Annotated in this window: 27 protein-coding genes; 4 read left to right on the forward strand and 23 right to left on the reverse strand. The window is 64.7% G+C overall.

Annotation, left to right across the window (positions count from 1 at the left end; all coding sequences use genetic code 11):
- Positions 1–60: 60 nt before the first annotated feature.
- From AC6H0N_RS08510 to AC6H0N_RS08615, 22 genes are all read right to left on the reverse strand, one after another.
- A complete protein-coding gene (locus tag AC6H0N_RS08510; RefSeq protein ID WP_497573663.1) occupies positions 61–858 on the reverse strand; it encodes a phage tail tube protein in 798 nt (265 codons plus the stop codon).
- 113 nt (positions 859–971) lie between these two features.
- Complete coding sequence (locus AC6H0N_RS08515; RefSeq protein ID WP_497573664.1) at positions 972–1,445, reverse strand: hypothetical protein; 474 nt, start codon at positions 1,443–1,445, stop codon at positions 972–974.
- On the reverse strand, positions 1,442–2,146 hold the full coding sequence (locus AC6H0N_RS08520; protein ID WP_497573665.1) for a phage tail protein: 705 nt from the start codon (positions 2,144–2,146) through the stop codon (positions 1,442–1,444). Before AC6H0N_RS08520 ends, AC6H0N_RS08515 begins: the two co-directional genes overlap by 4 nt.
- On the reverse strand, positions 2,143–2,442 hold the full coding sequence (locus AC6H0N_RS08525) for a hypothetical protein (RefSeq protein WP_497573666.1): 300 nt from the start codon (positions 2,440–2,442) through the stop codon (positions 2,143–2,145). Before AC6H0N_RS08525 ends, AC6H0N_RS08520 begins: the two co-directional genes overlap by 4 nt.
- Positions 2,442–3,440, reverse strand: coding sequence for a major capsid protein (locus AC6H0N_RS08530; protein ID WP_497573667.1), 999 nt, complete (start codon positions 3,438–3,440; stop codon positions 2,442–2,444). Before AC6H0N_RS08530 ends, AC6H0N_RS08525 begins: the two co-directional genes overlap by 1 nt.
- A gap of 36 nt (positions 3,441–3,476) precedes the next feature.
- Positions 3,477–4,109 (reverse strand): head decoration protein, encoded by a 633-nt coding sequence (locus AC6H0N_RS08535; protein WP_497573668.1) that lies wholly within the window; start codon positions 4,107–4,109, stop codon positions 3,477–3,479.
- A gap of 15 nt (positions 4,110–4,124) precedes the next feature.
- Positions 4,125–5,246, reverse strand: coding sequence for a head maturation protease, ClpP-related (locus AC6H0N_RS08540; RefSeq protein ID WP_497573669.1), 1,122 nt, complete (start codon positions 5,244–5,246; stop codon positions 4,125–4,127).
- A gap of 40 nt (positions 5,247–5,286) precedes the next feature.
- The gene (locus tag AC6H0N_RS08545; RefSeq protein WP_497573670.1) at positions 5,287–6,750 is read right to left on the reverse strand and encodes a phage portal protein; all 1,464 of its coding nucleotides are present in this window, start codon (positions 6,748–6,750) and stop codon (positions 5,287–5,289) included.
- A complete protein-coding gene (locus AC6H0N_RS08550; RefSeq protein ID WP_497573671.1) occupies positions 6,747–6,962 on the reverse strand; it encodes a phage head-tail joining protein in 216 nt (71 codons plus the stop codon). Before AC6H0N_RS08550 ends, AC6H0N_RS08545 begins: the two co-directional genes overlap by 4 nt.
- Before the next feature lie 76 nt (positions 6,963–7,038).
- Entirely contained in the window at positions 7,039–7,497 is a 459-nt protein-coding gene (locus tag AC6H0N_RS08555) for a hypothetical protein (RefSeq protein ID WP_497573672.1), read from the reverse strand.
- Positions 7,494–7,946, reverse strand: a complete 453-nt coding sequence (locus AC6H0N_RS08560) for a hypothetical protein (protein WP_497573673.1) — start codon at positions 7,944–7,946, stop codon at positions 7,494–7,496. Before AC6H0N_RS08560 ends, AC6H0N_RS08555 begins: the two co-directional genes overlap by 4 nt.
- Positions 7,947–7,949: 3 nt before the next feature.
- Positions 7,950–8,402, reverse strand: a complete 453-nt coding sequence (locus AC6H0N_RS08565; RefSeq protein ID WP_497573674.1) for a hypothetical protein — start codon at positions 8,400–8,402, stop codon at positions 7,950–7,952.
- 2 nt (positions 8,403–8,404) lie between these two features.
- Complete coding sequence (locus AC6H0N_RS08570) at positions 8,405–8,791, reverse strand: hypothetical protein (protein ID WP_497573675.1); 387 nt, start codon at positions 8,789–8,791, stop codon at positions 8,405–8,407.
- 10 nt (positions 8,792–8,801) lie between these two features.
- Positions 8,802–8,987 (reverse strand): hypothetical protein, encoded by a 186-nt coding sequence (locus AC6H0N_RS08575; protein ID WP_497573676.1) that lies wholly within the window; start codon positions 8,985–8,987, stop codon positions 8,802–8,804.
- A 12-nt stretch (positions 8,988–8,999) separates the two neighbouring features.
- A complete protein-coding gene (locus AC6H0N_RS08580; protein WP_497573677.1) occupies positions 9,000–11,006 on the reverse strand; it encodes a phage terminase large subunit family protein in 2,007 nt (668 codons plus the stop codon).
- Positions 11,003–11,584 carry a hypothetical protein gene (locus AC6H0N_RS08585; protein WP_497573678.1) on the reverse strand — a complete coding sequence of 194 codons (582 nt, stop codon included), beginning with the start codon at positions 11,582–11,584 and terminating at the stop codon, positions 11,003–11,005. The genes AC6H0N_RS08580 and AC6H0N_RS08585 overlap by 4 nt, the downstream gene beginning before the upstream one ends.
- A gap of 316 nt (positions 11,585–11,900) precedes the next feature.
- Entirely contained in the window at positions 11,901–12,206 is a 306-nt protein-coding gene (locus AC6H0N_RS08590) for a hypothetical protein (protein WP_497573679.1), read from the reverse strand.
- Complete coding sequence (locus AC6H0N_RS08595; RefSeq protein ID WP_497573680.1) at positions 12,206–12,559, reverse strand: hypothetical protein; 354 nt, start codon at positions 12,557–12,559, stop codon at positions 12,206–12,208. Before AC6H0N_RS08595 ends, AC6H0N_RS08590 begins: the two co-directional genes overlap by 1 nt.
- A gap of 118 nt (positions 12,560–12,677) precedes the next feature.
- Complete coding sequence (locus AC6H0N_RS08600) at positions 12,678–12,887, reverse strand: hypothetical protein (RefSeq protein WP_497573681.1); 210 nt, start codon at positions 12,885–12,887, stop codon at positions 12,678–12,680.
- The gene (locus tag AC6H0N_RS08605) at positions 12,884–13,144 is read right to left on the reverse strand and encodes a hypothetical protein (RefSeq protein ID WP_497573682.1); all 261 of its coding nucleotides are present in this window, start codon (positions 13,142–13,144) and stop codon (positions 12,884–12,886) included. Before AC6H0N_RS08605 ends, AC6H0N_RS08600 begins: the two co-directional genes overlap by 4 nt.
- 301 nt (positions 13,145–13,445) lie before the next feature.
- Positions 13,446–15,968 (reverse strand): DUF5906 domain-containing protein, encoded by a 2,523-nt coding sequence (locus tag AC6H0N_RS08610; RefSeq protein ID WP_497573683.1) that lies wholly within the window; start codon positions 15,966–15,968, stop codon positions 13,446–13,448.
- Positions 15,969–16,163: 195 nt separating this feature from the next.
- Positions 16,164–16,715 carry a phage regulatory CII family protein gene (locus AC6H0N_RS08615; RefSeq protein WP_497573684.1) on the reverse strand — a complete coding sequence of 184 codons (552 nt, stop codon included), beginning with the start codon at positions 16,713–16,715 and terminating at the stop codon, positions 16,164–16,166.
- A gap of 79 nt (positions 16,716–16,794) precedes the next feature.
- On the opposite strand from AC6H0N_RS08615, the gene AC6H0N_RS08620 reads away from it, so the two are divergent.
- The 3 genes from AC6H0N_RS08620 (at position 16,795) to AC6H0N_RS08630 (ending at position 17,690) form a co-directional block, all read left to right on the forward strand.
- Complete coding sequence (locus tag AC6H0N_RS08620) at positions 16,795–17,007, forward strand: hypothetical protein (protein ID WP_497573685.1); 213 nt, start codon at positions 16,795–16,797, stop codon at positions 17,005–17,007.
- An 83-nt stretch (positions 17,008–17,090) separates the two neighbouring features.
- Entirely contained in the window at positions 17,091–17,330 is a 240-nt protein-coding gene (locus tag AC6H0N_RS08625; protein WP_497573686.1) for a hypothetical protein, read from the forward strand.
- A gap of 132 nt (positions 17,331–17,462) precedes the next feature.
- Complete coding sequence (locus tag AC6H0N_RS08630; RefSeq protein WP_497573687.1) at positions 17,463–17,690, forward strand: hypothetical protein; 228 nt, start codon at positions 17,463–17,465, stop codon at positions 17,688–17,690.
- A 125-nt stretch (positions 17,691–17,815) separates the two neighbouring features.
- On the opposite strand, the gene AC6H0N_RS08635 is transcribed toward AC6H0N_RS08630, so the two are convergent.
- Positions 17,816–18,025, reverse strand: coding sequence for a hypothetical protein (locus tag AC6H0N_RS08635; protein ID WP_497573688.1), 210 nt, complete (start codon positions 18,023–18,025; stop codon positions 17,816–17,818).
- Between the two features lie 43 nt (positions 18,026–18,068).
- Between AC6H0N_RS08635 and AC6H0N_RS08640 the strand changes: the two genes are divergently transcribed.
- On the forward strand, positions 18,069–18,593 hold the full coding sequence (locus AC6H0N_RS08640) for a helix-turn-helix domain-containing protein (RefSeq protein ID WP_497573689.1): 525 nt from the start codon (positions 18,069–18,071) through the stop codon (positions 18,591–18,593).
- The last annotated feature ends 50 nt before the right edge of the window (positions 18,594–18,643 follow it).

The raw sequence follows: 18,643 nt of genomic DNA on the forward strand, positions 1-18,643 counted from the left end.
GCTTCCAGCGAAAGGCTCAAGCGCCCCCGAAGCCGGAGGCGCTTTGGTCTTTCGCCGGGATCAGGTGACCGGTCGGCCGTCGACGTAGATGGCTTCGCCGTTTGCCGGCTTGAGAATCTCGACCGAGAAACCCATGCTGGCAAAGTCGGTGCTGTCGGCGATCACCGGAATTTCGCCCGACGGCGTGAGCGTGACGCTGGGCATGTACCAGTCGCGGTCTTCGCCCGAGGCGTTGTCGGCAATCACGCGCAGCGCGCCGCGCAGTTCCGACTCGGCACCCGTCTTGATGCGGCGCCAGGTCGTGGAGGTCTTGCTGTAGGAAACGCGCAGATTGGTGCCGTCGGTGATGGCGCCGCCCGGCACGATGCGGATGCGGCCCGAGGCGGCGTCCAGCTCGTAGTCGTCGGTCAGGTCAAACACCACCGCAGTGGGCGTGGTGTCGTCTTCCACCACCACGGACGAAACGTTGCGGGCGCCGCCCGGATTCATCGTGCTCTGGCCGAGCTGGTAGAAGCGGCCTGCAATCACACCGTCGATTTCTTCATCGGCCACCGGGTCGGCGGACTGCACGACTTCCTCTTCCGAGCCAGCCAGGAACAGCGCAACGTTGTCGCCCACCATGTTGTCGCAGGTGAGGTTGCCGGTGCGGTTGACCTGAATGGTCACAGAGGCGTCTTTCTCACGCAGGCCGCGGCGCGAGCTGTAGTGCTCGGCCTTCTCGCTCTCGACGTTCACGGTGAAGCCGGGGCAGTTGCCGAAGGGGCGCTCGCCGGTGCGTTGGCCGTTGGTGTCTTCCGGGTCGAAGAAAACTTCGCCGCGCGGGATCTGGTACTGGTCGGTCGTTTGGGTGATAGCCATCGTGATGTCTCCGAAGTCGCGCCGGGCGCGGGGCTGGGATGTGCAGCCCTCATGCTCGGCGGGTGGAGACAGCAGCGCCTGTGGGCGGATGTCCGCCCGGCATCACGGTTTGATCAGGGGCTCGTGAGGTCTTCGGCGTACCAGACACGCAGGCGCACCATCACCTCGATGACGTTGCCGCCTTCGTCGCGCGGGTTGATCACGCGGCCCGTGTAGCCCACGCCAAAGCGCGAGTCGATCAGCTTCGCATCGGTGAGCGATCGCACCCATTCAGGGTCAAACAGGCAGCGTTTCAGATCCACCACCAGAGCATGCGCCGTGCTCGATTCGGTATCGGGCGTGACCTCGGCCACTGCATGCACGGTGAAGGGCAAGCGGGCGAAGAGGCTCGTGCCGCGCTGGTCGGCGATGTCGTCCTCTTCTTCCACCAGCACCAGAGCGGGCACCTGGTCTGCACGCACGGCGCGGCGCCCACGAAACACGTTTGCGCCGCAATCGGTGTGGTAGCCGTTGTCTTGCGTGATCACAGCAAGGCGGGCTCGAATGGCCTCGGCAATGGCATCGGCGCGGCTGATGGGCTCGCTCATTTGCGGCTTCCCTTGAGTTCGTATCGGAGCTGAGAGCGGAAGGCCTCGGCCAGCATCTTGTTGATGTCGGGCACCTTCTCTTCCTTCCAGCGCGTGAACATCTGGTACGGGCTGGGGCCGTACAGGTGGCGGATGTCGCCGTCTTTCGTGGCCTTGCGGCGGCTGGAGAAGAGCGGGCCGCGCTGCTCGCCCACCTGCCCGCCGGCGTTCTCTGCGGCCAGGCCGGCGCTGCCCCCTTCGCGAATGAACAAGCCCATGCCGTTGCCACCTTCAACCTTTCCCGCACGAAGCGGCAACAGAAAGCCGCCGGAAAGGGTTTTGCGGCCGCCCCGCTTCACCGCCACAGATACACCGCCCTGCTTGCGCCTGGCACCAATACCGCGCAGTGCATCGCCACGCGCCCGCGGTGCGCTGCGGGTGAGCTGCCGCGCGCCGTAGCGAGCAAGCGTTACGTGCCGACGGCGCACCTTGATCACTGCAAACATCTTCCCGCGGGCCGCCTTGAGCAGCTTCATCTGCTGCCGGATGTAGCTGGCCGTGAGGTTCATCTCAGCGCCGATGTCGCGGCGCGCCAGCACCATCACGCGTTCGGCCACGGTGTTGAGCGCGCGGAACTGCGCACGCTCCACAGCCTCCGGTACAGCCCGCATGGCCGTGGCGGATTTCTTCAGCTGGTCGAAACCGGTGGGGGTGATCTTCATGCCGGCACCAGCACCCAATCGAGCAGGTACTTGTCCGCACGCTCCAACGGTACGTCGAGCGTGAATTGCTCGCCACCGTCGTCCAGCACCAGCGCATCACGCGCCCGAGGCTGCGCCGACGGCAGAAAGCTGGCCGTGGTAACCACGCGCTCCACTACCCCGCCATCGCCATACAGCTCAACGGCGCGGCTGATGACCACCGTCACACGATCAACACGCAATAACGCCCCCTCGCCGAAGTGCGCGAGGAGGCGTAGGGTGCCGCGAGCCTGGGCGGCTGCAGCACGGGAGGCCATCAGCTGCGGGTGAGCTTGATGACGGCGGTCGGGCGGGTCAGCAGGCAGATCGGGTTCGACTGCGCTTCGAGGTCGATGCCCTTGTTCATGGGCTTCGGCTCCTGCTTGGCGTAGTACGGCAAACCGTTGGTGTTCACCGTTTCCATGTAGTCCGCCGGGGCGTACTTGGTGAGGCACAGATCCGGCACGCCAACAGGGACCAGATAGGCATCATCGTCGCCAACGAACTTGTTGGCGCCGACCTTGCCGCGGTAGTTGATCCACGTTACATCGCCGAAGTCCATGCCACGGCGCACGTCGGATCGCAGTTGCTGGCCGTCCAGGTAGCGCTCCCACGCTTTTTCCACCTTGGCGTGGCCCACGAACGCATCGAAGAAGGCGTCGCCGCAGTAACCCACGTAGCCACCCACCGCCTGGTCGCCCATCTCGTCCTCAGACTTGCGAATAGCCGACGTGATCTTGCCGCGGACGTTGGTGCCGTCGGAACCCAGCGCCATCGCCACGCTGATCTGCGTGAGGCCGAAGCGGGCATAGACGTCGAGCAGTTCGGTGATTCCATCGGCGTCCAGAATCTTGCCTTTGATGGCGCCGATGCGCAGGTGCTCAACCGTGGCATCGAGGTCACGACGCATCTTGTTCAGCCGCTTTTGCACCACAGCCATGACGGCTTCAACTTCCGTCTCTTCGCCGAAAGCGCGAACGCCCTGCACCTCGTCGGCAAGGATGGAGGCGCGCTGCGGGAGGTGGATCGTGCTGAACTCGACCATCACACGCTTGTTTCCCGCAACCGGCTTGGCCGGCTCACCACGCACGCCGGCCGGAACCAGCGAAAGGGTGGAGCCTTCCTTCTCGATCGAGAACTTGGTGGTATTGATACCTTCTTCTTCGAAGATACCGGCGTCACCGAGCATTTTCGGTGTGTGGGGCGACTCGTTGATGGCGTTGGTGAGCGAAGTGAGGGCGAAAGCGTCGTCCTCGAAAATGTCCAGTGCCGGCATTGCAGTTCTCCTGAAGTCTGAGGGGTTGCGCCGCGATCAGCGGACGATGATGTCGAGGGTGGCAAGGTCGGCAGTGCCGGCCGCGTCCAGCCCGGTGAGCAGTTCGCCCTGCACCTCGGCATGGCGGGCGATGATGACCGCCGGGGCGTCAGCCAGCGTGGCGTCCACCGTGCTGTACAGAATGCCCTTGGCAGTGCGGCGGCCGTCGTCGGTGCCGTCGTCGTCATAGCCGACCCACTCGCCGTTACCGGCGACGACGGCGATGGTGAAGGCGTCGCCAACGTCAAAGTCCGTCGAGCCGTCGGCCAGCGTGAAGGCGAGGCCCCCGGCGCTGAAGGCCACCGCCACTGCGCCCTCGGCCACTTCGTTGCCGTGCGGGTCGGTGACGACGAAGCTGCCGCCGTTGGCGGCCTCTTCGGTGATGGTGACGGTGTAGGTGCCGGTGATGGCGGCATTACCCACCGTGACGGTGCCCATGGTGCCGTTGCCGGTGTTGCCACCGACGGCAGTCGGGGTGCCACTGTTGGCGGAAGCGCGCTGCGCCATCAGGGTGCCGGCAACCAACTTGCCAGCACCAGCATTGACGGTGATGCGCTCGCGCGAGATTGAGCCGTTAGCCTCGGAAAGGAGGAACTCGCCGGCCCGGATGGATTCTTGCAGGATGGTCATTGCTGCTCTCCAGGGTTATTGAGAGGGGTTGCGACGCTGCGCCCAGATGCGTGCGGTCGATACAGCCGCCGGCGCAGCGGAACGGGGCGGCTTGCTGGTGCTCGGGTGGTGGTCGATGACGCGCGTATCGCTCTCGTCGGCCACCGTGTTGATGAGTTGTGCGCGGGCTTCGGCCATCGAAACGCGCTTGCGGATGAACTGCACGGCCGCTTCGGGCTTGCCGGCGAAGGTGCAGAGGTCGCGCACTTCGCGGGCCTCGGCAATGGCGGCGCGGGCCTGGGCCACGTTGGTCAGATCGCCATCGAGCAGCCACGCACCCACGTGATCACCCAGCCCGGAGGCCACAGCCAGCGCATTGACCTGCGCGGCAAAGGTGGCCTCGGGCTCGGGTTCGGGCGCCGGGTCGGCAATGGCCGGCTCGGGCGATGGATCACCTCCTTCGGAGGTTGCGGGTTCGGGGGTGGGGGCAGGCGGCGCAGACTCAGCTTCGGCACGTGCAAGCACTTCCGCCGGGATGTCGGCCGACTTGGCCAGCACCGCATACAGGCTGGTGGCCGTCACGGCCTCGTCGCTCTCAACTTCTTCCGGCTGCCGCAGCTCGATCACTTCGTCAGCAAAGCCGGCTGCGACCGCTTCGCGGGCCGTCATCCAGGTGTCGGTGGCGATCAACTCGCGGATCTCGTCGGCGCTCTTGCCGGTGCGGGCTGAGTAGGTCTCGACCAGGGATTCGTCAAATGCGCGGCGGGCGGCTTGCGCCTCCGGCGTGTCGATCTCCACGCTCCAGTCATCGGCGTCCACAACCTTGGTGCCATGCACCAGCATCAGCGCGTTGGCGTACATGGCGAGGTGATCGCAGGCCATGGCGATGACGCTGCAGGCGCTGCCGGCAACCCCTTCCACAATGCCTTCGATGCGTGCCGGGTGGGCGCGCAGCATGTTGTGAATGCTCAAGCCCTCGTGCGCGATGCCGCCAATCGAGTTCATGAAGACCTTGATGGTCTCGACGTTCGGGTGCTGCTTGAGGAACCACGAGACTTCATCAGCCGTGGCCGTCCAGTTCACACCGATCAACCCGCGCAGGGTCAGGGTGGCAAAGCCACCACCTTCGGCAAGTGCAATGCAGGCAGTACGTTTCACGGGGCGTTCTCCGTAGTAGTTGGGCGCAGTCTCCGCGCCGCTATTGCGTGGTGCCTGTGGGCGGATGTCCCAAGCCGAGGCGCTCTTCGCGCGCAGCGTCTTCGGCGCGCTCGGCGTCGGTCTCTTCCACATCGTCGCCACGGTCGGCGACGATGTTGGAGCGGCTGCGGATGCCGGCGTCGATTTCCTTGATGCGGGCGTCCACGTCTTGCACCGGGTGCAGGTAGGCCCAGGCTTGCGGCGACCAGGTGACGGCGCAGGCTTCGGCAAAGTCGCCGGGGCCGATGTGGCCGGCAAGCACGCAGGCGCGCGCCCACGCGTTGCGCACGCGTTTGCACCATTGGGGGATGAGGATTTGCCACTGCCGCTGCTCGCAGTGGCGGTGAAACTCGTTGAGGATCACGCGCAGAGCGCGGTCGGATACGTCGCGCAGGTCGCCGGTGAGCAACTCATACGGCACACCGAAGCCCGACGCGGTGCCTTGGTTGGCGTTGCGCATGAAGTCGCCGTAGTTGGCGCCCGCGTCGGGGGGCTCGGAAAACTTCACATCCATGCCCGGCGGCAGCTCCACACCACTGCCCGGCTCCAGGCCGGCAATGGGCGTGCCGTCGTCGTCATACTCCACGGGCTGGCCGGTGAGAGGATTGATGTCGGACTTCTCGATGGCGTCACGCGTGAAGAACACCGCGAACAGGTTGGCCAGCGCCTGGCGTTCAAGCACCGCGTCATCCATGTTGAGGATGCCGCGCAGGCGGGCCAGCACGGTGGCGAAGTCGCTCACGCCGCGCAAGGCGCCGGGGCGACGCGGCTCATAGATGTGCATGACTTCATCGGACGGCACACGCACCAGATCACTGGCGCCATAACCGGCCGAACGTTCGCCGGGGTGTTCGCGGTGGAACCAGTACGCCGTGCGGCGCCCGATGCGGTTGAGCTCGATGCCCTGGCGGATGCGGTGTCCCCGCGGCAGGTCGGGCCAGGCGTCGGAATCGAGGTGCGGGAGCATCTCGGACTCAAGCACCTGAATCTGCAGTGGCACGGTCAGGCCGTCGTCCGCGCGGCGCGGGCGCTGGCGCGCAAAGCACTCGCCGCCCGAGATATAGGCACGCGTCACCAGCGTGGTCTGGCCGTAGAAATCCAGCACGCCGTCGGCATCGCTGGTTTCCACAAAGGCTTCCCACAGGCTTTGATACAGCGCCTTGCGCTCGGGATCGCGGGTTTTGGGGCGCGGCACAATGCCGGTGCCAACGAGATTGGTGGTCCACACCCGCTCACCGGCGGCACCGGCCCAGTCATTGCGGATGGTGTCGCGCACGCGGGCGCGCAAAGTCTCCATTCCGGCCATGCTGCGGTTGGGGCCGCTGCGCGGCGGATTCCACCCGCGCATGCGCCGGCCGTGCCCTGCCCCGTCGTATTTGGCCACGGCCAAGCCGGGCGCGGTGGATACGGCGGCGGGCGCCTTGCTGGTTGCGGTGGCTTTGTTGCGGCTGCGCTTGCGACTCATCGAAAGCCCCGCCCGGCGTGATACAGCCGCGTGATGCGCGGGCGGCGGGTGGTCGATTGGGCGGCAAGCTGCGCGGCAACGTCGTTGCGCGCGCGGATCAGTTGATCCACATCGCGGTATTGCACCGTCTCGCCGTTGGCCTTGCGGACAAGGCTTTCGCCCTGGGCGATGGCGGCATTAAGGGCGTCTAGATCGGCCTGGGTGACGGACATGTGCGCTGCTCACAAGGGAACAGCTCACAGGGTGAAGACGCGGACGCGGCCGCGCCTGTGGGCGGATGTCCGAGCGCTACTGGCCGGAGCGAGGTGCGGTGAAGATCACCACTACGAAAAGCACCGTCAGGGCGATCCAGACCCAGCGGGGCGCGCCCATCATGCGCAGCATCAGCTCTTCAAATCCGGTGGCGCGCCACACATCGCGGAACGCCAGCCCGAACTCGCGCGAAGCACGCCAGAGTGTGCCTTCCGTGGCGCGCAACAGATCCTCTTCGCTCATGGGGCAGCCGGGGTCTCGCGCACGCAGGATGCGACGTACCTCGTCAGCGTTTCCGGGATCGCTGGGCAGCCGCATAGGCCCCTCTTCCCAGACGCGGGAGCGGAGGTATCCGCTGCGAATCGTAAAGCACTGAGGCGAGGCTTCCTGGTTGCCCGAGGCGCGCAGCAGGTCTTCGTCGCTCATGGGGCAGCCGGGGTCTCGCGCGCGCAGCGCGAGCAGGATTTCGGCGCGGTGGGGGTGGGCGTGGCTCACGGTTTAATCCCCCTTGGCCAAGGCGTGTAGCGGGGCGGGTCCAAGATAAATCGCTTGAGCGCGGTTTCAAACTCGACACTTTCAATTTCACGCATGGGCGTGCTCTCTATCCAGCCCCAATGCAGCGATCCGTCTGGATGCACGCTGAAATGGCTATTAAGCAGATGGCGCAGAAGGCTCTCAGCAGGAAACCTGTCCGCCTCGAACTTCTTCGAGGACTTCACGACGATGCCCTCCTCAGTCGCCTCAACCGAAACGGCATCGGGCGGAATGGCGCCAACGTCGGTTCGAGGGGGAACGGTTACGGATCCGACCTGATCGAGAACGCTCACAAGCAGCGTAAGCATAAAGTCGGCCCGGCGCTGTTCCTGCCGGGCCAGCGCACACAGCGAATCAAGGTCGCCCGCCTCAAGGGCGAAGTGCAGCGCGGTTTCAAGGTTTGCATCCACAGATCAACCCTCCTTATTCCCGAACACTCGATTCATCCAGTTGATAAAGGCGCGGCGCCGAGATGCGACCCATACGGCGAATGACACGCGGAACGGAAGATTGGCGAACAAGTCGCTCGGATCAATCGTGTGGCGGGGCCCAGCTATCCAGACGCCGGACCAGTCGCGGGAGTGTTTGGTTGAAAAGTACGGCTGCCCGGTTGTCGGGTTGATGGGGATACGTTCCGGTTCGCTGGTATCGGAATCTCCGTAGGCTAGCCAATCCGAATAAGGCGCGCCTACGAATCGGCGTCTCAACTCGGCCAAGATAGGCACGGTATCGACGCCCTCATCTTGCCCGAGGTGCACCACGCTGATGATTGGAGACTGTGGCGTGATGGGCTCGAATTCCGGGGCCTCAACATCAACAATGACCTCGACGCCGGCGACCTTTCTGACTACGCCCCATTGATTCATGATCAACCCTCCTTCTTGTCCAGCACCATCGGCAGTATGCCGATTTCCTCGGCTTCGGCGCGGTAGCGGCCCACCTGCTTGGTGCTCACGCCCACAAGCTGGCCGATGTCGCGGGTGGTGACGCCTTTGCGCAGCAGGCGGGCGACGGTGCGCACGCGGGTGAGGCGGTCGTATTGCTCGTTGGCGGGCAGGTCGAGCGTCTCGCCGCCGAAGTCGGCTACCAGGCGCAGCGCGGCGTTGATGCCGACCACGCGGGCGATGGGGTGCTGGGCGTCGATCTGCTGCGGCACGTACAGAGAGGCGTCGCCGAACACTGCGATGAGCCGGGTGGTGGCCTCGTAGCCCATTGCTGCGCCGAGGTCTTCCATGATGCCGTTGGTGATGTCCATGTGTTGCTCCTCAGAACTCGGGGTGAAGGCGAACGGCAACGATAACGACCTTGCTGCTTACAACCGTTTCTTCCGAAACAGTGTCGACGCTCAGCCACAGCTCGGATAAAGGAACCACGTCGACCAGCTCCTGCAGCGCCGCCGCAATCACTTTCTCGGTGTCGTGAATCCGTTTCTTGGCTTCTTCGATTTCCATGGTTCTCTCCTGTCAGTGGCGCTTGAGGTAGTTGCTGCGGACCACGCGGCGGGCGGGCCGGGTGGTGGTTTGGGGTTTGGCGGCTGGCGTGGCCGGTGCTGCGCGCTCGGCCGTGGGCGGTTCCGTCGCAAGGCGGTTGCCTTCGGGCGTGGACACCACGCGGGCGGCGTCGAGAATGCGGGCCTCGTCGGCGTCCCAATCGGCCGCGCTTTTCTTTTCGAGCTGCAGCTCGGGGTGTTGGGTGGCGGCCCAGGCATACACCAGGGTGTCGAGCGGCTCGTTGCGCATGGCGCCTTTGCGCTTCACGTAGCGGCCCTTGGCGGGGTCGAAGATTTCGGACACGAGCCCGCCGAAGTAGCCCTCGGGCAGCGCGTCGGGAAAGCGGAAGTTGCGGCGCGTGATGTCGGCCGCCTTGTCGCCGGCCTGTTCCTGCAGCTCGGCATCCGCCGCGAGGCGGCGATACAGGGTGTGCTTGATGGCGACGGTGCCGACCTGCCAGGTGCGCAGCGCGTTGTCGGTGGTGTCGGTGCGGCCTTTGAAAGTGGTGTCTTCGATCTTGGGTTTGCCGAGCGGCACGGCGTTGGCGGACTTGGCGCCGAAGATGGGCATGGGGCGGCGGATGAGGGCCTTGCGGGCGTAGTCCTTCACCGCCTGGGTGCGGTGGCCGCGGCCGTCGATGGCGGTGGCGCTGACGGGCAGCACAATGCCGGACTCGTGCCGCACGCCCCGGTTGATGAGGTCGGTGAGTTCGATCCAGACTTCCTCATGCTGGGGGTCGCCCTGCAGCACGTAGTAGCCGAGGATGACGGCGCGGCGGTTGCGGCCCCATCCGACAATCTGCACCTCGAGGCGGTCGTCTTGCGTGTCGGTGCCGGCGGTGATCCACACCACGCCCATGGGCGCGACCATGAGCGGGATGGCTTCGGCGCGCTCGGCGATGAGGTTGGCGCGCACGCTCTTGAGGCTGCGCTCTTCCCAGGGGATGGCCTTGCGCTCTTTCGTGAATGTGGTGAGCGCGGAAGGGTCGCCCTGCGCCTCCAGCCACATGCGCGCCATATCAAGCCAGCGCGGGCCCATGCCGATTTGATAGTAGAGGCAATTGAGGTGGTAGCCGCGGATGCGGCGGCCCGGATAAGTCGGCACCCATCGGGCTGTGCCTCCGGCCTTGGCGTCGCGCAGCATGGCGGTTTTGTGGTGCTCTTCGATCATGGCGCCGCAATCACGGCACACATACCAGGCGTGCTGCACGGTCTCGGCAGTGGCGCCGGCCGTCCAGACCAACCCTTCCCATTCCAGCGGCTGCAGCTCGTGGCAGTGCGGGCACTCGACGTGGTACAGGCGCTGGTCGGACTTCTCCCACATCTCTGAGATTCGACAGGCGCCCTTGACGCCGGGCGTGCTGACATAGCCGCGCTTGTAGCGCGACGGGAATGCGCTGGTGCGCCCTTCGAGCATCTTCAGCGAGTCGTCGCCACCCTTGAAGTTGTTGGAAAACTCGGTGAGCTCATCCACCAGCACGATTCGGGCGGTGGTGGATTTGAGGCGCGCCGGCGTCCCAGCGTGTTCGATGTAGAGTTGTCCGCCCGCGAAATCCTTGAATTCTTTTTGGTTGGCCGCGTTGCGGCTGGCGTTGCTGGTGAGCGCGGCGCGCACTACGTCGGTTTCTTCGATGAGCGGGTTCAGTTTCTGGTTGATCCACTTGTTCATCGACACTTCGCCCGGCAGGCAAACCATGATCGGGCACGGGGCGTGGTGCATCGTGTAACCGACAACGTTGGTCTCGAACTCACTTTTGCCGCTCTGAATGGGGAACATCGCGACCACTTCTTGCACCGGGCTACGCACCGAAAAGCAGTCCATTGGCTCGCGCAGCACCGGGTTGTTGTCGGTGCGCCAGCGTCCGGGCTTGGGGCTTTGCTTGGTCGACAGGTAGCGGTGAGCATCCGCCCACTCGGACACGGTGAGGGCCTTGCGCGGCTCGATGGCGCGCTGGGCGGCAAGGGCCAGCGCGGGGTTCATTCGGCCTCCGCCTTGGTGTAGCGCGAAAAGGCCCGCGCCGCGTCAGCCAGCGCCCGTTCGATTTCCTCGGCTATGAGGGTGCGCACGCGTGATTCGTCCGTCTCGCCGACAACCACTGGAGGGAGAGTGTCGGACAGCGGCTCCAGCGTGACGCGCAGGATGGTCAAGACGTTGGCAACGTCAGCAGCCGCGTCCGCGATCGGGATCAGCTTGCCCATGCTGATTTCGTAATCGCGCTGCGCGGACTTGGCGAGGTAGTGCTCTTTGCGGGCGCGAGCCTCCTGATAGCTGAGCGTGCCCTCGTCAGCCTCTTCCGGCTCTTCGGCTTCGTCGTCCGGGGGCGGCGGCTTCGGCTCGGCAGCGCGGGCGGCGGCGTGGCGCTCTACCACATCCGCGCGCGCAGGGTCGCGCGTGGCCGCAATGCGCTCGATGGATTCGGCCACGCGCACGCGCTTGCCGTTTTCCGTCAGCACCAGCCGGCCGGCCTTGCGCAAGGCGGTGACGTAGCTGGGCCGCACGCCGCGCAGTTCCGCGAATTCCTTGAAGCTCAGCGTTTCGGGTGTGGAGGTGTCGGTCACGTGTGTGCATTCCGTTTCCTCCGGGTGGCGTGTTAGGCGACGTGGCCGGGCGTGAAGCGATGCCGGGCGGGGTCGGCCTGCGGGCCGGGGTGGTTTTACTGCTGTTTCACAATGCCTTGCTCGGCGCGGGGTTCTTCATTTAGAGCTGCTTCGAGCTCGTCAAAGCAGCACGGGCGGCATTGAATTCTTCTGAGATTTTTCATTGCTGCTCGGATCGAAACAACGACCACAGCACCTCCAACCTCATCGTCAGCCAGAGCCGCCGCATCTGCGCAGCGGGTCGAATGCACTAACGCAACGCGCGGTAGATGGGATGTCATCGGGTTCTCCGAACGAGCCTTGCACGTGCAAGGCGCTGCGCGTCACGGGTGGTCCAGCTGCGGTAGCGGCTTCGGCCGATCCTGCCGACATACACCCACTCGAAAGAGACCGGGCCGGGCTGGATCGGGTGCATCAACTTAATGACACCTCGGCGCGACACCTTGTAATGCAGCGGATGTACCTCGCCGGCATCGGTCGAAACCCGCACGGTGCGCTTGTCGACCATCGCTTTTCTGGCCCGGCGCCTGTAATCAGTGGCGGGACCGACCTGCATTTCGCTGCTCATGAATTCCGTATCCATCACGCTCTACCCCGGCTGCGGCGGTTGCGGGCAAGCCGCTGCGCCTGCTTGGTGCCCCACGGGCGGTAGGTGGTGCGCGGGTTCCAGAGCGCTCGATACCGCTCACTGAACGCTTGCAGTGCATTTGATGCATCACGCAAGGAAACCCCGAGCAAGGACATTCTCTGCGTGAACTGCTCAATCGCAGCAGACACCAACGGTGCGCCGGACGGCGTGCTGAAATGCACCACGCGGAACCGGCGCGCACTCTCGGCTAGGTGCAAGGGATCAGCCGCCCCACTGCCGAACACGAAATTGCAGACGGGCGACAGGTCGGTCTTTTTGCCGTCGCGGGTCACTTCGAGGCTGTGCATCTTTCCGGTGTTCGTACTCATTGCTGTTTCTCCTGTTGCTTCAGCCAGGTTTCCCAAGCGTTGATCATTCCCTTGGCGCAGCGGATCAGCGCCTCGTGCAGGGCGCGGGTGGCTGGTTTCACGATTCACCCCCGATGCGCGGCAGCGGTGGCAGGCCGCGGCGCTTCATCTCGCTGCGCAGCTTGCGGCGCAGGGTTTCGTAGCGGTGGCGGGCGTCGTCCATTTGCTCGGCCACCCGACGCACTTGCTGGGGCAGTGCCGCGATGGCATCGCGCCGGGCTTGCACGCGGGCGCGGTGGCCGAGTTCGCGGATGTCGGCGGGGCTCACTTGCCACCTCTCTTGCTTTGCCAGTGGTGGTCGGCAATGCGCTTCTCAGCCTCGACCGAGAGGACGGGCACGGCGCCGGTATCCGGCAGGCTGCCCACCGGACCGATGCAGGCACCGTTGAGGCCGTTGAGCATGCCGGCTTGATGCAGGGCTTTTGCCAGGGCAAAGGCTTCTGGCGCTTCAGCCCGCAGCCGCTCATTGAACCGGGCCACGTTCTGCTCACTGCAGCGCTCTACCCCCCTGCTCTTGTCTTCCACTACTTCTCCATTTTTCAAGGAAACAGATAAATAAAAGGGTGTGCGGCTTGTGTGCGGCTTGGTGTGCGGTATGGGGTGGCCCGAAAAGCCGCGCAGATAGTGGGCTGTGCGGTATGTGCGGCATGTGCGGTATGTTTTTCGCGCATGTGAGGAAACGTGCGCGCGGTGGTGGTGTGTTGTTGCTCGTGTGTGCGCAGGCGCATTTAATCCGCACATACCGCACAGCCCAGAAATGGCGCGGGTTTGAAGCCGCACGGGATACCGCACAGCAAGCCGCACAAGCCGCACAGAATGGGTCGCGTTATGCACTTGAGGGGCTCCGGTAGTCTTTGACGCAGTTGCGGAAGGCGACGACGTGCTTTGTGACCCAGCTTTTCTCGTCTTCGTCCGCGGGGCATTCGGGCGGCACGAGTGAGCCGGTGCTGGAGATAAGCCCAGGGATGAGGCACATGCCGTGCGGGCCGACTTCATTCACCCCGTCGATCCATCGTTTGCGGCGCAGGATGGCGCCGTGTTTCTTTTCGAGCGTGCTCATGAGCCTGGGCAGTGGCGCGGGGTGTACGCCGTTCTCGTTGCACCAGACTTTGTAGAGCTGGTAGAGGTCTTTGGTGAGGGCGATGGTGCGGTTGCGGATGTTCTCGATTTCACCGCGCACCAGCGCGAGCCAGAAGCGGGTGGTGCTGTCGAGCGACAGGTCGATGAGGTCGGCCTTGCTGCTGGTCATGGGTGGCTCGGTGTGCGGGCCGAAGTCGCCCAGCGGCAACGTGGCCAGGTGGTAGTGCAGCGCGGCAAGCCCGCCGCTTTCAATCTCGGCGTCGACGGCGGCGTAGAACGACTTCTCTTGCTTGTCGGGCGTCCAGATGACGAGGTGGCGGCGGTCGTCGTCTTCGAGCACGACGGGCATGGTCTCGTTGCTGAGGAACACCAGATTGACGTGGTTGCGCTCGGGGTACGGATTGACGAACTTGGGGTCGACATACACGGTGTCGCCAGTGATCAGATCCTTGAGCGCGTTCTTGACGTGGTGCAGTTCTTTGCGGGCGATGACCTCTTCAGCCAGCACGAACAGGCGCGAGGCCAGCCAGACGTTGCGGGGGTTCTCGACCGCGCTCTGGTTGATGGTGAGGCCGTACTCGCCGTAGATGCGGCTGATGGCCTTGAAGAACATGCTCTTGCCGGTGCCCTGCTTGCCATGCACGACGACGGCGGACTGCATCTTTGCGCCGGGGTGCTGGATGGGGTAGGCCAGCCACTTGAGGATCCACTGATAGACCTCTTCGGCGTTCTGCTCGGCGCTGCATACGTGCCACAGGGTTTCGAGCAGCAGCTCGCATGAGCCTTCCTTCGGCACCGTGGGCCAGCCGCGATAGACGTTGCAGGTGACCATGGCGTCGGTGCCGGCAGGGTCGAATCCGACGTTTTCGAGCATGGCGAAGGCACGGCCGGGTGACTCGCTCCAGCGTGCATAGACTTCGCGCGAGAGGGTGAGGTTTTGCACGTCCTTGAGCTTGACGAGCTTGTGCAGCTCGCGGTCGAACACGACGTCGCCCTCGCCGTAGATGATGACGAAGCGCTCGAGCAGCTCGTTGAGGGTGTGCACCGGCTGAATGTCGACGGGCACTCGGCCTTGATTTCCCCCGCCCCCTTTGTTTGGTTCCGCCGCGCGGCGGGCCGGTGCCGAGGCAGTGGGCCGCAGGCCGGCCTCTTCGAGCGCGTCCTCGATCTGTGCGCGCACGACGCCCAGGCCTTCGAGGGCGTGCAGGTCGTTGAAGTCGGTGAGCTTCTTGGCGCTGGTGAGCCAGGCATCGCGCCGGGCGGCCTCGTCGGCAAAGCGCGGGATGATGACGATGCCGTCGGTGGCCAGCGCCGCGGCGCGGGCTTTGTCGACACCGGTATTGACGCGCTTGTGCAGGATGCCGCACTCCGGGCAATGCTCGGGGTGTTCGGTCACAACGAAGCGGGTGGCGCAGTCTTTGTCCGGGCAGGTGGCGAAGGCGTCGTCGTCGGCCAGATACACCGGGCGCACGCGCTTGTACTTCTTGCGCAGCGCCTGCCCGACGGGCTGCAGGTTGCCGGCATCGAAGGCGACCGCAGCCGGCAGCGACGTTGCCTCGTGCGGCGTAGCGCAGGTGGCGTAGCCTTCGCCGATGAGCACGCAGTGATCAGGCACACCACCGATCCAGTGGTACTTGCCGCTCTTCTCCATGCCCTGCGGCCAGTAGTCCTTGTCGCGGCCGCTGCGCTTGATGCGGTCAGCCTGGTGCGCGCGAGACAAGATCCACTGGATGCCCCACACCTGCCCCGCCCCGTCGCACATCGGCACGGCCATGGCGTGCGACACATCGAGCTCGCTCACCTTGCCGTCGAATTCATAGTCGATGGTGGTGCCAGCCGGCGCGAAGCGCACGCCGTGGGCGGCATTGCCCTTGCGCTGCAGGTAGTCGTGTTCGCCATCGAGCAGCAGATCGCACCACTTGCGCTCGGCTTTCTCCGACGCAGTGCGGGCCACCTGCCGGCGGATGCCTTCGGCACGCTTGCGGTCATCGGCCAGGCGGGCCCTGAAGGCTTCCTTCTGCTCGGCGGTCAGCGCGTGGCTGCGCAGCTCGATCTTCTGCGCGTTCTTGTTGTCGCCGTACCAGATGCCGTAGCTGCCAACGATCACATCATCGCCACCCGGCAGCGTCACCTCGTGCAGCGAATACCAGCCCCGCTTCTCGTTGTCGCCCTCGACCTTGCACCGCGTGATCTTTCCGACCACCAGCGAGTCGATGATCAGGCCGGCTCTCTGAAGTTGGCAGCAAACGTCGTCGTAGTTGATCGCCATTTCAGTGTGTTCCCGCCCCGCTACCTACCCCGATTTCGAGCCTCTCCGCCCCCTTGTGCAGATATCGACCATAGGGGCCCCCGACCGGAGATGAAGGGCAGTCGATCGTGGCAAGGACAGCAAAGTGAAATGCCTCAACGCGCGCGAGGCGATCACTCCAACCAGAAAGGGGGGCGGGGAAAACAGGGGGCATGGTCAAGGCAGGCGCAGTCGGTTGATCAAGTGGGAGACGAGCGCGCCAACATCAAGCAGCGCGTCACGCACCGCCGCCCGCTCATCAGACGAAAGCCGCTCACCTGCACGCAAGCGACGGACTCCAGCGGAGACCGCCGCGTCAGCAGCAGGCGGCAACTTCTCAAGCGCCCCGGCCAAGTCATGCGGCACCTGCCGCCGGGTGGCGCGGGTGCTGCGCGGCAGGGTCACGCAATCCGCCAGGTCAGCAATGGCAGCCACCGCCTCGCGGGGTTGCATCACATCCAGCACCTGAAGGAAACGGTAGAGGGTGGGCGCATGGTCATAGTCCGACGGCCCGAACTGGTTCCGCAGCACCTGCTCATTCACGCCCAGCAGCGCGGCCACTTCCGACATCCCGCACTTCGTGCCGGGTGACGCATAGCGCTTCATTGCCCGATGCGTCGCCTCAATCACCGGCGCGTACTCCACCTTCAAAGGCGCCGCCTGCTCAGCCTGAGCGGTGGGGAGGCAGGTGGGCTGGTTCAAACCTGAACCAGAACGGGTGCGGCTCATAGCATGTACCTCAGCAAACGGCACTCGTCGCCGACCGGCAACGGGTTGAAATACACGCACCACACAGGAGCATGACCAAATGACCAACGAACGCGCCGAAGCGCTCGGCACCATGCAGCAGGTACTGCGCCACCTCATGCTGTCCATGGCGGTAGCCACACGTGCCGATCGCGCCGTGCTGCGTGATGCCCTGGCCGCAGCCAGCACCAACGGCAGCATCACCCCCGACGCGCGGCTCGCGCTGGCCAACCTTGCCGATTGCGCTGCCACACAGCCCGCGCACCTCGGCTGAGCCAAAGCAGGCAAAGAAGGAGGCGCACCCCATGCGGCTAGAATCAGGCGTCCACACGATCATCATCACCACAGGAGCGCGCCATGGAAGCCGCAGAACAAGCCATTGCCCAATCGTTCGCCAACCAGGCGGCACTCACCGCCCTGGTCATGACGCACCCCAACCCCGGCGCATTCGCTCAGCAACTGGAGGCCTTGATTGCCCACACTCAAGCCGAGTGGGCAACGCTCGGCCTTGTCTCGCCAGCCGCACGCGCTGCCGCTCAATCGCTCTTCGACGAGCTGCTCGATATCGCCAAGCTGGAATCATCACGACGCGCGTAATCGACTCATACAGCTTGCGTAGATCCACGCGGCCATGCACCGCATCCGCGCGCGCCACCCTCGGAAACTCACGGGGGCTCTCATCAGGCGTCGCACCAGTAACTAAATTCATCATTGCCACAGGCTCCCGCCATGAAACTCGACCAAGCCGACACCGAAGTCCTCAACGCTGTGCATCAGACGTTGCGCCAGCTCATGCTTTCACTCGCCGCCGCGAGCAACGCGAACATCGCGAAGCTCTCTCAGGCGCTGCACGAAGGCGCGCAGGTTCCGGGCATCTCCCCGCTCGCGCAGCAAATGCTTGCCGACCTCTCGGCGGGCGCGGCGGCCATCACCAGCCCCACGCACACAAAACAGTGACGCCGCCAGCCAGCGGCGCATCGAAGCGCCGTCTCGTATGGCGGGCTGCACCAGCGCTTGAACATTCGCAAAACACTCGGGCATGTCACACCTCGATGGCGGCGCGTGGAATGGGGGGCGGTCTTTCATGCGGGCTCCGGCGGATCTGTGCCGGGCAGCTTCAGCCGCTGCAGCGTTTCGTAGTGCTCAACCTGAATGCGCGCAGGCATTCCGCGGCGCTTCCAGTTATTGACGCGGCGCTGCACGCCTACGGTTTTCGGCAGCCCGAGCAGCTGCGCGAAGGCCGTATCGCCTCCAGCGCGCTCGATGATGTCGGTGGTCTCTTGTGCATTCACGCATCAATTACACACCATGTTTAATGCAAAAGCAAACGCCACGTTGAACAACACCTTGTTTAACGCCGCGACAATCACAGCCGTGAAGGCAAACGCATCACCACATCCTGCGCTGGCCCGCATCTACCAAGCCATGCGCGACCTTCGGCTGCTCAAAGACGACAGCCCGTCCGACCTCGCGCGTGTCATTAACGAGGCGCCCCAAACGATTACGAACTGGGCCAAGCGCCCCACCGGGCCGTCTGACTCAGGGATACTCGACTTACAGCGCCGCTTCGGCATCAACGCCACATGGGTTCGCCACGCTGAAGGCCCCATGCTCATCACGCCGTCATCCACCAATGAATACGTGTTGCGTGCCAACGACAACACCGCGACCTATGACACAGGCAAGGCCGCCACCGCCTTGCATGACAGCGCGATACCCCCCTACTATTCCCAAAGGTTTGGTGATCTTTCCGAATCTGGCCGGGCATGGACACTTGCCAAGCTCGACGAAGCACTTAAAGAAGCAGCCGCGCTCTACGCCGCCCCGCCTGACAAACGCCGGAGCAACACCGGCAGTTGACGCGAACTGCCATCATCCTGCCCTTCCGCCGCCCCTAAGCGCTGCACGTA

The organism is Pseudazoarcus sp. NS34 (assembly GCF_059703725.1).

Coding starts and splice junctions, on each gene's coding strand:
- AC6H0N_RS08510 (WP_497573663.1), bottom strand. CDS start 858: ATGGCTATCACCCAAACGACCGACCAGTACCAGATCCCGCGCGGCGAA.
- AC6H0N_RS08515 (WP_497573664.1), bottom strand. CDS start 1,445: ATGAGCGAGCCCATCAGCCGCGCCGATGCCATTGCCGAGGCCATTCGA.
- AC6H0N_RS08520 (WP_497573665.1), bottom strand. CDS start 2,146: ATGAAGATCACCCCCACCGGTTTCGACCAGCTGAAGAAATCCGCCACG.
- AC6H0N_RS08525 (WP_497573666.1), bottom strand. CDS start 2,442: ATGGCCTCCCGTGCTGCAGCCGCCCAGGCTCGCGGCACCCTACGCCTC.
- AC6H0N_RS08530 (WP_497573667.1), bottom strand. CDS start 3,440: ATGCCGGCACTGGACATTTTCGAGGACGACGCTTTCGCCCTCACTTCG.
- AC6H0N_RS08535 (WP_497573668.1), bottom strand. CDS start 4,109: ATGACCATCCTGCAAGAATCCATCCGGGCCGGCGAGTTCCTCCTTTCC.
- AC6H0N_RS08545 (WP_497573670.1), bottom strand. CDS start 6,750: ATGAGTCGCAAGCGCAGCCGCAACAAAGCCACCGCAACCAGCAAGGCG.
- AC6H0N_RS08550 (WP_497573671.1), bottom strand. CDS start 6,962: ATGTCCGTCACCCAGGCCGATCTAGACGCCCTTAATGCCGCCATCGCC.
- AC6H0N_RS08565 (WP_497573674.1), bottom strand. CDS start 8,402: ATGAATCAATGGGGCGTAGTCAGAAAGGTCGCCGGCGTCGAGGTCATT.
- AC6H0N_RS08570 (WP_497573675.1), bottom strand. CDS start 8,791: ATGGACATCACCAACGGCATCATGGAAGACCTCGGCGCAGCAATGGGC.
- AC6H0N_RS08575 (WP_497573676.1), bottom strand. CDS start 8,987: ATGGAAATCGAAGAAGCCAAGAAACGGATTCACGACACCGAGAAAGTG.
- AC6H0N_RS08580 (WP_497573677.1), bottom strand. CDS start 11,006: ATGAACCCCGCGCTGGCCCTTGCCGCCCAGCGCGCCATCGAGCCGCGC.
- AC6H0N_RS08590 (WP_497573679.1), bottom strand. CDS start 12,206: ATGGATACGGAATTCATGAGCAGCGAAATGCAGGTCGGTCCCGCCACT.
- AC6H0N_RS08595 (WP_497573680.1), bottom strand. CDS start 12,559: ATGCACAGCCTCGAAGTGACCCGCGACGGCAAAAAGACCGACCTGTCG.
- AC6H0N_RS08610 (WP_497573683.1), bottom strand. CDS start 15,968: ATGGCGATCAACTACGACGACGTTTGCTGCCAACTTCAGAGAGCCGGC.
- AC6H0N_RS08615 (WP_497573684.1), bottom strand. CDS start 16,715: ATGAGCCGCACCCGTTCTGGTTCAGGTTTGAACCAGCCCACCTGCCTC.
- AC6H0N_RS08620 (WP_497573685.1), top strand. CDS start 16,795: ATGACCAACGAACGCGCCGAAGCGCTCGGCACCATGCAGCAGGTACTG.
- AC6H0N_RS08625 (WP_497573686.1), top strand. CDS start 17,091: ATGGAAGCCGCAGAACAAGCCATTGCCCAATCGTTCGCCAACCAGGCG.
- AC6H0N_RS08630 (WP_497573687.1), top strand. CDS start 17,463: ATGAAACTCGACCAAGCCGACACCGAAGTCCTCAACGCTGTGCATCAG.